The following is a 12,434-nucleotide window of genomic DNA, read 5'->3' on the forward strand; positions in this document are numbered from 1 at the left end:
GTCGGCGAGCGCTCTAACGAGCCGGCCGCTTCAGGGCGTTCACCGCCTCGCGCCAGGAGGCTGCGCCGAGGATTTGCAGGAGCAGACCGTAAACGGCCATTCCCGCCGCGATCTGCAGGCCCAGCCCGATCAAGCGGATCAGGTCATGGGCTTCCAAGGGCATCAGCCCGGTCGTCAGCCAAAGCAGGGCGCCCATGGCGGCGGCGGCAAGCACGATCCGCGGCAGCCGTTTACGGGCGTCGGCGTCGACCGAGAAGCCGAATGCGCTGGTGCCTTTCCGAAGCAGCGAGGCCGCGCTGCTCCACGCCCCGACGGCGATGCTCGCGGCAATCCCGCTCGCGCCGAAGACATGGCCGAGCACGACCGCAAGCGCCACGGCGACCATAAAGCCCTTGGCCGTTGCAAGCAGCGGCGTCATCGTGTCGCCGCGCGCATAGAAGGCCGGCGACAGCGCCTTGCTCAGCACATGCGCCGGCAGGCCCAGCGCCAGCCACATCAATGCATGCGCGGTGGCGATGCTGTCTTCGGCGCCGAAGGCACCGTGCTCGAACAACAATCGCACGATCGGCTCGGCGAGAACGGCGAGGCCAAGCGTGGCCGGCAACGCCAGTCCGGTTGCCAGTTCCAGCGCGCGCGATTCAGCGTGCGCGACGGCCTCGCGATCGCCGCTCCCCACCGCGCGGGTCAATTCCGGCACCAGCACCGCGCCCATGGCGACGCCGACAATGCCGAGCGGCAGCTCGACTAGGCGGTTGGCGAAATAGAGCCAGGACACGGCGGACGGAGTCCCCGAGGCGATGATCGCGCCCGCGATCATCAACCATTGCGGCCCCGAGCTTGCGATCATGCCGGGGATCGCCTTGGCGAAGAAGCCGCGCATCTCCTTGTCGAAGCTCACGCGCAGCGGCGTCGCCAGGCGCGCGCTTCGCTGCGAGGCCAGCATCACGAGTTGCAGCAGGCCGGCGACCCCGACGGTCGCGGCCAGCATCCATGCGGCGAGCGGCGCATCGGCATGCCCGGCGAGCAGTAGTGCGATCGCTGCGATCAGGGCGATGTTGAACAGCAGCGGCGTGAATGCCGTGAGCGCAAATTTCCCTTGCGCGTTGAGCAATCCCATCAGCACCGTGACCGGCCCGGCGAAGGCCAGATAAGGCAGCATCAGCCGCGTGTGCGCGACGGCGAGATCGAGCGTGGCGCTGCCGACGAAGCCCGGCGCGATGATCATGACGATCAGCGGCATGGCGAGGGCAATGCCGATCGAGATCACGATCAGGCCCGCGCTGACGGTGCCGAGCACGCGTCCCGCAAAGGCGGAAGCGGCCTCTTCGCCGTCGCGGTCGCGAACGCGCAGCCAGGCCGGGATCAGGGCGGCGTTCAGCGCGCCTTCGCTGAGCAGCCGCCGCGCCACGTTGACGAGCTGGAAGGCGGCCAGAAAGGCGTCGGCCACCCCGCCAGTGCCGAGCAGCGCCGCGATCAGGGAATCGCGGCCAAAGCCGAGCAGCCGCGAGGCCAGTGTTCCCGTCGAGACGGTCAGGAAGGAGCGGATCATCGGGCTTGTTACAATACCGTTGCTTGCCCGCTCGGGGCCGGTCGTGATAGGCCGCGAGCCAGATTTCAGGCTGACAGGAAGCGGATTTCTGCAGGGTCCGCAATCCGCCAAACAGGATCAAGGTGAATGGCTGACGTGAAATATGACGTTCTCGGCATCGGCAATGCGCTGTTCGACGTGCTGGTCCGGACCGATGAAGCCTTTTTGGTCAAGCACGGCATGACCAAGGGCAGCATGTCCCTGATCGACGAGGCGCGGGCTGCTGCGATCTATGCCGACATGGGTCCGGCGACGGAAGTGTCGGGCGGCTCGGCCGCCAACACCATCGTCGGCATCGGCAGCCTCGGCGCGCGCGCCGCCTATGTCGGCAAGGTCAAGGACGACCAGATCGGCAAGCTCTACGTCCACGACATCCGCGCCTCCGGCGTTGCCTTCAACACGACGCCTGCGAAGGACGGCCCCGCCACCGGCTGCTCCTACATCCTGGTGACAGGTGACGGCGAGCGCACCATGAACACCTATCTCGGAGCTGCGCAGGATCTGTCGCCGGCCGATATCGATCCGGCCGAGATCGCGGCCGCCAAGATTGTCTATCTCGAAGGCTATCTCTGGGATCCTCCGGGTGCCAAGGAGGCCTTCCTCAAGGCCTCCAAGATCGCCCACGAGGCCGGCCGCCAGGTGGCGCTGACCTTGTCGGACTCCTTCTGCGTCAGCCGCTATCGCGACGAGTTCCTGGGGCTGATGCGGGGCGGCACCGCCGACATCGTGTTCGCCAACGAGTCCGAGTTGCACTCGCTCTACGAGACCTCCGACTTCGACACCGCGCTCAAGCAACTTCGCAACGACGTCAAGCTCGGCGTGGTGACCCGCAGCGAAAAGGGCTGCGTCGTGGTGACGCCGACCGACGCCGTCGCCGCTCCGGCCTCGCCGATCTCGCAACTGGTCGACACCACCGGCGCCGGCGATCTGTTCGCCGCCGGCTTCCTCTATGGTCTCTCGCGCGGCCTGTCGCACAAGCAGTGCGGCGAACTCGGTGCGCTCGCCGCCGCCGAAGTCATCCAGCACATCGGCGCGCGCCCGCAGGTGTCGCTGAAGGAGCTGGCGCAGCAGCGTGGGCTGACGGTTTAAGGCCCGCGCGCCTCTCCCGCAGTCGTCATGCCCGGGCTTGTCCCGGGCATCCACGTTCTTCGCGGCGACGCGTGGATGGCCGGGACAAGCCCGGCCACGACGGATGGTAAGGCCTATGCGCTCCCCTACGCCGCCTTCTGTCCGCTGCCCGCATCGAGCCCGGCATAGACGCCACGCTCGAATCCCGCGAATGTCTGCAGACACTTTGCATCCGCGAACGGCAACAGCTGCATCAGGATCACGCCGGTGACGTCGCGTGCCGGGTCGATCCAGTAATAGGTGTTGGCAAGGCCCGCCCAGGCGAGGCTGCCGGCGCTGCGGCCTTCCGCAGTCTTGGCGGTGTTGATCATGAAGCTGAGGCCCCACTTTTTCATCTGCTCGGGATAGAGATCGACGTCATTGGTGTAGGGCGGTGCCGCCGTCGTCATCTTGGTCATGTTGAGATCGCCCATCTGGTTTTGCCCCATCATGGCGATCGTCTCTGATTTCAGCACTTGATTGCCGTTGCCGCGCCCCTTGTTCAGGATCATCTGGGTGAACTTGATGTAGTCGCCGGCCGTCGAATAGAGGCCGCCGCCACCCATGTGGAATTCCGGATTCTGCTCGAGCTCGAACGGGATCGCGGCGAGCTGGCCGTCCTCGCCGCGCGCATGCATGCCAACGAGGCGTTTCCGCATATCGTCGCTGATCTTGAAGCCGGTGTCGGACATCCCAAGCGGCGCAAACAGATTGTCGCGCAGATATGCATCGAGCCGCTTGCCGCTGACGGCTTCCACCGCCTTGCCGACGAAATCGATATTGGTGCCGTATTCCCAGCGCGTGCCGGGATCAGTCATGATGGGCGTCTTCAGCGCCGCGTTCTGGCAGGTGATGATTCCCGGCGTGCCTGCTTTCTCCATGTAGCGCGCGAAGTCGCCATTCCACATGTCGTAGCAGAAGCCGGCGGTGTGGGTCATCAGCTGGCGCAGCGTGATCGCGCCTTTCGCCGGTCGCAATTTCGGTTCGCCCTTGGCGTCAAAACCTTCGAGCACCTGCGGCTTGGCGAGATCGGGCAGCAGCGATCCGATCGGCGCATCGAGCGACAGCTTGCCTTGCTCGACCAGCTGCATCGCGCCGGCCGATGTGACCGCCTTCGTCATCGAGGCGATCCAGAACACGCTATCGATGGTCATCGCATCGGGTTTGGACAGGTCGCGCACGCCGAACGCGCCCCGATACAGGACTTCGTTGCCGCTGGCGGCGATCGCAACAACGCCGGGAATGTCCTTGGCGTCGCTTGCCTTGCGCAGAATCTCGTCGATCTCGGCTTTGCTTTGCATCCGCGTTTCCTCCGGTTTGATTATTGTTGGAAGCAATCGATTGTCCTCCCGCATTCACTGCGCGGCAAGCGTGGCGATATGCACCCTTCGGTCGCGATGTCGTGACTTGACGGTCTGCGTTCCGCGCGGGACGACTGATTTGCAACACATCAGCACAATCTGCGGTGGATGGCCGCAACCAGCCGTGACCATGGATGGGCTCAGGCGGTATCTTTGGGCTGTTTGAAGCACTTGAAACATTTTGTGCGTTGCGGCGTTCAGCTTATGGGCCGATTGGCGGCTGGCGTTGGGACTTGATGCAGATTTGCGGCTTCCATCGGCCGCGAGGGGACCTGAGATGATTTCGACCTGGAGCGAATGGAAGCGCTATCCCCGTCCCGGACGGGGTGACAATCTCGAAGCGCCGATCTCGCCTGGCATTTATGAGGTGCGGATCGCCGGATCAGGCGCGCTCTATTCGTTCGGCGCGGTCGACAATCTGGCGCAGGCGCTGGCGCTGCTGCCGGTCGGCTCGAAATCCTGGTTCGGCCGCCGCGACACCTCCGACGCGCCCGATCTCGAATACCGGACCTGCGCGACCTCTTCGAAGGCCGACGCCAAGGCGGCCGCCGAACGCATGATCGGCCGGCGCGAGACCTATCTGAGCGGCGCGGCGTAATCCTGCCGCTCCGAACCTAACTCCCATCAGATGTGCGTTGCGGGACCGTGCATTGCGCACCTGATGTCCCTATATTCCGGCCGATCCGATCGCCCCGCAATGATCGCCTTGGGAGTAACGCCATGACGCCGACCGCCTCCGCACGCGCCCAACACGCAACCGCCGCCCTGCGTGACCGGTTGAAGGACCCCTCGCTGCTGAAGGAGGCCTGCTACATCGACGGCGCCTGGGTCGGCACGCCGGTCTTCGCGGTGAACAATCCCGCGACCGGTGTCGAGATCGCAAAGGTGCCGCAGCTCGGCGCGGACGACACCACCAAGGCTGTCGAGGCCGCCCAGCGCGCCTTCCCGGCCTGGGCCAAGCACACCGCCAAGCAGCGCTCCAACATCTTGCGCAAATGGTTCGAACTGATCATTGCCAACCGCGAGGACCTCGCGCTGATCCTGACCTCCGAACAGGGCAAGCCGCTTTCGGAAGCGCTCGGCGAGGTCGATATCGGCGCCGCCTATATCGAGTTCTTCGCGGAGGAAGCCCGCCGCGTTTATGGCGAGACCATCCCCTCGCAGCGGCCCGATGCGCGCCTGCTCGCGATCAAGCAGCCGATCGGCGTCTGTGGCGCCATCACGCCGTGGAATTTCCCGAACTCCATGATCACGCGAAAGGTCTCGCCGGCGCTGGCCGCAGGCTGCACTGTGGTGCTCAAGCCCGCCAACGAGACGCCGCTGTCGGCGCTGGCGCTGGCCGTGCTCGCCGAGAAGGCGGGCATCCCCAAGGGCGTGCTCAACATCGTCACCGGCGATGCGCCGCCGATCGGCAAGGTGCTGTGCGAGCATCCGGCCGTGCGTTTCGTCGGCTTCACCGGCTCGACCCCGGTCGGCAAGATCCTCTACCAGCAGGCCTCCGTCGGCGTGAAGCGACTGGGCCTCGAACTCGGCGGCAACGCGCCCTTCGTGGTGTTCGACGATGCCGACCTCGACGCCGCGGTCGAGGGCGCGATCGTCTCGAAATATCGCAACATGGGCCAGACCTGCGTCTGCGCCAACCGTCTCTACGCCCAGGACAAGATCTACGAGGAGTTCGTCAAGAAGCTCGCGGCGAAGGTCGCCGCGATGAAGCTCGGCGACGGCACGGAAGCCGGCGTCACGCAGGGCCCGCTGATCAACATGAAGGCGATCGACAAGGTCGAGCGTCACATCGCCGATGCCGTCAAGCGCGGCGCCAAGGTCGTGACGGGCGGCAAGCGCAGCGAGCTCGGGCGCTCTTTCTTCGAGCCGACCGTGCTCGCCGACGTCAAGCCGGACTCGCTGGTGTCTCAGGAAGAAACCTTCGGACCGGTCGCGCCCGTCATCCGCTTCAAGGATGAGGCCGACGTCATCGCGATGTGCAACGCCTCGCCGTTTGGTCTTGCGTCCTACTTCTACTCCCGCGATCTCGGCCGCGTCTGGCGCGTCGCCGAAGCGCTGGAGTCGGGCATGGTTGGCGTCAACACCGGCCTCATCACCACGGAAGTCGCGCCCTTTGGCGGCGTCAAGGAAAGCGGACTGGGCCGCGAAGGCTCGCGTCACGGCATGGAAGAATATGTCGAGATCAAATACGTGATGATGGCGGGGGTGTGAGGGCTCTCGTCGTCCTGGCGAAAGCCAGGACCCATTACCCCAGGGAGTAGTTTGACGCGAAGCAGGTCACAACGAGTCTTCGCATCAGCGCGGCCGGTGGCTATGGGTCCTGGCATTCGCCAGGACGACACCCAGGTTGTGGCGGGCTGCTTCCGTCAGAAGTGACGATCACCGCCGCAGCACCGCGATCGTCCGGTTCGCGAAAGTCAGCCGCTCCGCCATCACCGAGACGAAATAGGTGAGCAGCTTGTGGCTGAGCGCGGGGTCTTCCTCCCTGATCGCGGCGAACTGGTGTTTGTTGAGCACGTAGAGCACGCTGTCGACCTCAGCCTGGATGGTGGCGCTGCGCGGGGCCTGCGAGACGAGGCCCATCTCGCCGATGGTGGTGTAACGGCCGAGGCTGCGCACGCGCGTGGTGCGGTCGTCGTCGGCGGGAACCATGATGCCGACACGGCCGTCGAGGATGAAGTGCATGGAATCGGCGGGATCGCCGGCCTGCACGATCACCTCGCCGGCCCCGACCTCGATGCGCTGGCAGCGGCGGATCAGCTCGTCGGCATCGTCCTCGCTGTCGAGAATGCTCGCGAACCAGTCGCGCAGGCTCGCTTGTTCCTGGGCGAGGCCCTGGTGCTGCGCGATCAGCTCGTTCTCGCACCATTCCAGCGCGCGATCGAGCTCGGGAATGATGCTGACGCCTTCGCCGACGAAGTCGCTGGAGCGCAGCACCTTCTCCGCGGCCGCCGACAGATGCACCAGGATCAGCTCGACGCCGAGATCGGCCGCGCTGCGTTTGATCTGGGCGAAGCTGTAGGCGGCGGAGGAATCGACGCCGGTGACGAGCTTGAAGTCGAACAGGAGATAGCGGCATTCCGGACGTTCGTGCAGCAGCTGCTTGACGTGCTGGTAGAGCCGGTTGGCGGAGCCGAAGAACAGGTAGCTCTGCAGGTTGAGGCCCTGGATCTTGCCGCCATGGGCGAGCAGCACCTCCTGGTCGTCGCGCGAGCGATCGAGCGAGGAGCGGTATTCGGAGCCGTCAAAACTGTACTTGATCGATTCGACGCGAGCGGCGCTGAAGGCAAAGGTCGCGCAGCCGATGATGATGCCGATCAGGATTCCCGGCACGAAACCCCAGATGACGATGATCGCGATGATGGCGACCAGCGACAGATATTCCAGCTTGGAGAGCCGCTTGCGCGATTCGATGATCCATTTGTGCAGCTGGTCGGCGCCGAGATAGAGCAGCAAGCCGCCGAGCACGAATTTCGGAATGAAGCCGAGCAGCTCCGGCGCGACCGCGAGCATCAGCAGCGAGATGGCCGCGACCGTGAGGCCGGACAGGCGGCCGCGGCCGCCGCTGGAGAAATTGAGGATCGAGCGGCTGACCGAGATGCAGCCGGCATAGCCGCCGAGTACGCCGGTCAGCATGTTGGCGGCGCCGGTCATGTTCAGCTCGCGTTCCAGATTGGCCTCGCGGTGCACCGCGACCTCGATGCCGGTGGTGTTGAACAGCGTGCTCGATGCGGTGACGAAAATGACGGCGACGAGATTGCCGAGCAGGTCGGGCACCGCGAACCAGGGATAGTGGATGAAACCGTCCAAGTGCCAGGGCACCATGAAGGTTGCCGCCGGCGGGGGCTGGAAGATCCAGCCCATGGCGCGAGCCTGGTCGAGCGAGACGCCCGTAACCAAGAATGCCAGGTGCGCCGTCAGCATGCCGCCGATCAGGATGATCGGCAATCCGAACGGGCTGCGCGAGCGGTGCCAGGTCAGATACAGCACCAGCGCCATCGCGCAGGCCGCGCCGAGCTCCGACAGCGTAACGCCGTTGGTGAAGCGCAAGAGCGTGGTAAATTGCACGGGATGTCCGGTGATCACCCGGATCGCGCCCACCACGATCAGGAGCCCGGTGGCGCCGAGGAAGCCGCCGACCACGGGATAGGGCACGTAGCGGATGGCGCGGCCCATCCGCGTCAGGCCCAGCCCGCACAGCACCACCCCGGTCAGCACGGTCGACAGGCCGAGCGTGATCAGGACCGGGGAGAGCAGGGGGGCCGACGGGTTGACCGCTTCGATGTGCTCGACCAGCGAGGCCGCCAGAATTGCGGTGACGGCAGCGGTCGAGCTGTCGGGGGCGGCGATCGCGAAGGGCAGGGAGCTGCCGAGCCCGATCACGGCGGCAAGCACCGCCGAGCTGATGAAGGTCGCAGCGATGCCGTAGGAGAGATAGGGCGAAAGCGGGCCGGCAAAGATCAGCAGCGCATAGGACAGACCGAACGTCACGGTGAGGACGCTCGCCGCACCTCCTCCCAGCATATCATTCAGCGCACGCTTGACGGACGGGTTGATCCCCGCGACCGGACCAAAGCCAATTGCCGGATCTGTCACGTCCTGAAACTCGCTCATGAAAATTCCCGTCCGGAGAGGTAGCCGAGTGCGAGCCTAGCGCAACAGGATTCTTGCAAATATGAGGCATCCGACAGTTCCGCCGCGATCTGCGTGTGAACGGTCAATCATAGGGGGAGGGAAAAGCCGAAATTCGGTCGGCGCGCTCGGCCGTCGTCCTGGCGAAAGCCAGGACCCATCACCCCAGGGAGGAGTTTGGCGAAGATTGGTCGTTTGGGATTAGTGCCGTCCGCAATCGATCTGCGGTGGGTCCTGGCTTTCGCCAGGACGACGGTGAGAGCCTAAATCTTGAGCTCTTTCCCCGTCACCCGCCGATACGCTTCCAGATACCGCTTGCTGGTGGCATCCACCACGCTGGCGGGCAGCGGCGGCGGCGGGGCGTCGCCGTTCCAGCGGCCGGCGCGGCGCTCGGCGTCGAGATAGTCGCGCAAGGGTTGCTTGTCGAAGCTCGCCTGCGGCTGGCCCGGCTTGTAGGCATCCACCGCCCAGAAGCGTGACGAATCCGGCGTCATCACCTCGTCGATCAGGATGATGCGGCCGTCCTTGTCGCGGCCGAATTCGAACTTGGTGTCGGCGATGATGATGCCCTGCTCGCGCGCCAGCTCTTCGCCGAGCGTGTAGATCGCGCGCGTCATGCTTTCGAGCGTGTAGGCGACGTCGTCGCCGACGATTTCGCGCATCTTTGCAATCGTGATGTTCTCGTCATGGCCGGTCTCGGCCTTGGTGGCCGGGCTGAAGATCGACGGCTCGAGCTTCTCGCTCTCGACGAGGCCCGCCTCCAGTTTCTCGCCTGCAAGCGTTCCGCTCGCGGCATATTCCTTCCAGGCCGACCCGGAGATATAGCCGCGGATCACGCATTCGATCGGAAACACGGTGGTGCGCTTGCACAGCATGGCGCGGCCGAGGATCTCGGCGCGATGCGGCTTCAACGCCGGCACGGCGGCGATGATCTCGTCGGTGTCGGCGCTGATCATGTGATGCGGCACGATGCCTTCGAGCTTGCCAAACCAGTACGCGCTGATCTGCGTGAGGACTGCGCCCTTCATCGGGATGGTCTCGCTCATCACGACGTCGAAGGCGCTGATGCGGTCGGTGGTGAGCAGCAGCAGGCGGTCGTCGTCGACGGCGTAGATATCGCGCACCTTGCCGCGGCCGATCTTGGTCAGGGGCAGGTCGCTGGAGAGCATGGCGGTCATCGCAAGACTTTCGTGGACTTGACGTTCGTAGGCTTGACGTTCGTAGGCTTGACGTTCGTAGGCTTGACGTTCGTAGGCTTGACGTTCGTAGACTTGACGTTCGTAGACTTGGCTTTCGAAGACTTGGCTTTCGGACAGAAGGCTTGAAGTCGGGGCTTTCGGCCCCCACCTGGTGGCGCGGCCGAAAGCCGGATTAGCCTATTCCGGCAGCGGAATGAACTCATGTTCCTGCGGAACCGCGGCGAAGCGGCCGGTTTTCCAGTCCTGCTTGGCCTGCTCGATCCGCTCCTTGCTGGAGGAGACGAAATTCCACCAGATGTGGCGCGGGCCTTCTAATGCATCGCCACCGAGAAACATCATGCGCGTCGGCTTCAGCGCCTTCACGGTGATGCGGTCGCCGGGGCGGAAGATCAGCAGCCGTGGCCCCTCGTAACGCGCGTTCGCGATCTCGACCTCACCGTCGACGACGTAGATCGCGCGCTCCTCCTGATCCGGGTCGAGCGGCACGATCGCGCCTGCGACCGCCGTGACCTCGGTGTAGAACCAGGGCGAAACCATCTTCACCGGCGAAGCGACGCCGAAGGCGGAGCCGGCGATCACCCGCGCGGTGAAATCGTGCTCGGAGATCATCGGCAGGTCGCCGGCCGCATAATGCTGGAAGGAGGGTTCGATCTCTTCGGAGCCTTCGGGCAGCGCAATCCAGCTTTGCAGGCCGAGCATCTTTTGCCCCGAGGCGCGCTGCGTATCCGGCGTGCGCTCGGAATGCGCGATGCCGCGGCCTGCGGTCATCAGATTCATCGCGCCCGGCGCGATCTCCTGCACGTTGCCCTCACTGTCGCGATGCATGATGGATCCGTCAAACAGATAGGTGACGGTGGCAAGGCCGATATGCGGATGCGGGCGCACGTCCATGCCCTTGCCGGAGACGAACTGCACCGGGCCGAAATGATCGAAGAAGATGAAGGGCCCGACCATCTGCCGCTTGCCATGCGGCAGCGCGCGCCGCACCTCGAAACCGTCGCCGAGATCGCGGGTGCGCGGCACGATGACGAGATCGAGCGCGTCGCAGGACATGGGATCGCCGAGCACGGGATCGTTCGAGGGTTGCCAGCTCATGGTGGACTCCTTCCTTATTCTTGCGCGGCCGATCGTAGCAGGATTTCGCACGGCCGTCGCGGCCAAGCCCGGCTGTCGTCGCCCGCGAAGGCGGGCGATCCAGTACGCCGCGGCCCATCGGTTCAATCACGGCTGCCTCGGAGTACTGGATCGCCCGGTCGAGCCGGGCGATGACAGCTGGGCGTGAGGATGTGAGCGTGAGGATGGGTTCTTGAAAAAATGGGCGCAACGAACGATGTTCGACCCACCGCAACCACGCCCGATCGCATCGCACGATGACAACAGCCAATCTCGACCTCGCCTTCCGCGCCGCCAGCGTCGCGCTGTTGCTGGTGCTGGCGGTGTCATTGCTCGCCGATTATCGCAATGTGCAGGCGGGACGGCTCGGTGCAGCCTTCGCGCTGGGCTCGGCCGTGCATGCGGTGAGCTATTCGCTGGATGTGACGTCGCGGATCCCGCTCTGGCATGCACCGCTGATCGCGGTGTCGACCGGCGATATCGTGGTGTTCTGGCTGTTTACACGCGCCCTGTTCGACGACGAGTTTCGTTTGCGCTGGTGGCACGGTTTGATCTGGGCGCTGGTGGCGGCCTTCAGCTTCGCAGGTTGCGTCTGGATTGCGCCCAGCGGCCATTTGCGGCTCTCGGTGACGGTGGTCAATCTGATCGTGCTCGGCTTCATCGCGCTTGCGGTCTGGCAGATGATCGCCTCCTGGCCGGCCGACCTTGTCGAACGTCGCCGCCGCGTTCGTGTCTTCATCGTCTGCGCAACCGCGCTCTATGGCGGGCTGAACGCGATGCTGCAGATCACCGTCGCCGGCCACCACGTTGGCGATGTCGCCGAAACCATCAATGCCGGCGTGTTCGCCTGCACCGTCGCGGCGATCGTCTATGCCATGATGCGCGTCGATGCGGCGGATCTGTTTCCGGCGGCTTTGGAGCCCGCACCACCTGTTATTTTCAGCCAGCCCGCGGTCGATGCCGCCGCCGACCAAAAGCTGATCGACGCCCTGATGCGGCTGATGGCGGATGAGCGGATCTACCGCCAGGAGAACATCACCATCGGCGTGCTGGCGGGCCGGCTGAAGATCCCGGAATACCGGCTGCGGCGGCTGATCAACCAGCGGCTCGGCTATCGCAACTTCAATGTGTTCCTGAACAACCACCGCATCGAGGAAGCCAAGGCTGCGCTGGCCGATCCCGCCCAGGTCGAAGTCCCCGTCATCACCATCGCGATGGACGCCGGCTTCCAGTCGCTGGGCCCCTTCAATCGCGCCTTCAAGGCCGTGACGGGCGTGACGCCGACCGAATACCGGCGGCTCAAGGCCGATGCGGTCTAGATCATTAATTCATTGAATTCGCATCATAATTTCAAATTCGGCCAGCCGCGATCAGTTTTGACAAGGTCGTATTTCAAATCGGGCGAGCGTGCTTCGCCCGCATCCGGCTTCT

Annotated in this window: 9 protein-coding genes; 4 read left to right on the forward strand and 5 right to left on the reverse strand. The window is 64.8% G+C overall.

All coding sequences use genetic code 11. From position 1 onward, the window contains the following. Positions 1-13 precede the first annotated feature (13 nt). On the reverse strand, positions 14-1,549 hold the full coding sequence (gene murJ / locus JQ621_RS16090; RefSeq protein WP_212235688.1) for a murein biosynthesis integral membrane protein MurJ: 1,536 nt from the start codon (positions 1,547-1,549) through the stop codon (positions 14-16). Between the two features lie 126 nt (positions 1,550-1,675). Between murJ and JQ621_RS16095 the strand changes: the two genes are divergently transcribed. Further along, positions 1,676-2,677, forward strand: coding sequence for an adenosine kinase (locus JQ621_RS16095; RefSeq protein ID WP_212235689.1), 1,002 nt, complete (start codon positions 1,676-1,678; stop codon positions 2,675-2,677). Positions 2,678-2,802: 125 nt separating this feature from the next. Here the strand turns inward: JQ621_RS16095 and JQ621_RS16100 are convergent, their stop codons facing one another. Next, on the reverse strand, positions 2,803-3,996 hold the full coding sequence (locus JQ621_RS16100) for a serine hydrolase domain-containing protein (protein WP_212235690.1): 1,194 nt from the start codon (positions 3,994-3,996) through the stop codon (positions 2,803-2,805). 337 nt (positions 3,997-4,333) lie between these two features. Here JQ621_RS16100 and JQ621_RS16105 point away from each other — a divergent pair, with 337 nt between their 5' ends. Together JQ621_RS16105 and JQ621_RS16110 are read left to right on the forward strand one after the other, a co-directional pair. Next, positions 4,334-4,654, forward strand: a complete 321-nt coding sequence (locus tag JQ621_RS16105; protein WP_212235691.1) for a hypothetical protein — start codon at positions 4,334-4,336, stop codon at positions 4,652-4,654. A gap of 122 nt (positions 4,655-4,776) precedes the next feature. Further along, positions 4,777-6,270 carry an NAD-dependent succinate-semialdehyde dehydrogenase gene (locus tag JQ621_RS16110; RefSeq protein WP_212235692.1) on the forward strand — a complete coding sequence of 498 codons (1,494 nt, stop codon included), beginning with the start codon at positions 4,777-4,779 and terminating at the stop codon, positions 6,268-6,270. 168 nt (positions 6,271-6,438) lie between these two features. Here JQ621_RS16110 and JQ621_RS16115 read toward each other — a convergent pair whose 3' ends face one another. From JQ621_RS16115 to JQ621_RS16125, 3 genes are all read right to left on the reverse strand, one after another. Continuing rightward, on the reverse strand, positions 6,439-8,655 hold the full coding sequence (locus JQ621_RS16115; protein WP_212235749.1) for a SulP family inorganic anion transporter: 2,217 nt from the start codon (positions 8,653-8,655) through the stop codon (positions 6,439-6,441). A 299-nt stretch (positions 8,656-8,954) separates the two neighbouring features. Then, positions 8,955-9,869, reverse strand: coding sequence for a phosphoribosylaminoimidazolesuccinocarboxamide synthase (locus JQ621_RS16120; protein WP_212235693.1), 915 nt, complete (start codon positions 9,867-9,869; stop codon positions 8,955-8,957). Between the two features lie 198 nt (positions 9,870-10,067). Beyond that, positions 10,068-10,985, reverse strand: a complete 918-nt coding sequence (locus JQ621_RS16125) for a pirin family protein (protein WP_212235694.1) — start codon at positions 10,983-10,985, stop codon at positions 10,068-10,070. Between the two features lie 275 nt (positions 10,986-11,260). On the opposite strand from JQ621_RS16125, the gene JQ621_RS16130 reads away from it, so the two are divergent. After that, positions 11,261-12,322: an AraC family transcriptional regulator gene (locus JQ621_RS16130; RefSeq protein ID WP_212235695.1), complete on the forward strand. Its 1,062-nt coding sequence runs from the start codon at positions 11,261-11,263 to the stop codon at positions 12,320-12,322. The last annotated feature ends 112 nt before the right edge of the window (positions 12,323-12,434 follow it).

The organism is Bradyrhizobium manausense, from assembly GCF_018129685.1.
Taxonomy (GTDB): Bacteria; Pseudomonadota; Alphaproteobacteria; order Rhizobiales; family Xanthobacteraceae; genus Bradyrhizobium; species Bradyrhizobium manausense_D.

Coding starts and splice junctions, on each gene's coding strand:
- murJ (WP_212235688.1), bottom strand. CDS start 1,549: ATGATCCGCTCCTTCCTGACCGTCTCGACGGGAACACTGGCCTCGCGG.
- JQ621_RS16095 (WP_212235689.1), top strand. CDS start 1,676: ATGGCTGACGTGAAATATGACGTTCTCGGCATCGGCAATGCGCTGTTC.
- JQ621_RS16100 (WP_212235690.1), bottom strand. CDS start 3,996: ATGCAAAGCAAAGCCGAGATCGACGAGATTCTGCGCAAGGCAAGCGAC.
- JQ621_RS16105 (WP_212235691.1), top strand. CDS start 4,334: ATGATTTCGACCTGGAGCGAATGGAAGCGCTATCCCCGTCCCGGACGG.
- JQ621_RS16110 (WP_212235692.1), top strand. CDS start 4,777: ATGACGCCGACCGCCTCCGCACGCGCCCAACACGCAACCGCCGCCCTG.
- JQ621_RS16120 (WP_212235693.1), bottom strand. CDS start 9,869: ATGACCGCCATGCTCTCCAGCGACCTGCCCCTGACCAAGATCGGCCGC.
- JQ621_RS16125 (WP_212235694.1), bottom strand. CDS start 10,985: ATGAGCTGGCAACCCTCGAACGATCCCGTGCTCGGCGATCCCATGTCC.
- JQ621_RS16130 (WP_212235695.1), top strand. CDS start 11,261: ATGACAACAGCCAATCTCGACCTCGCCTTCCGCGCCGCCAGCGTCGCG.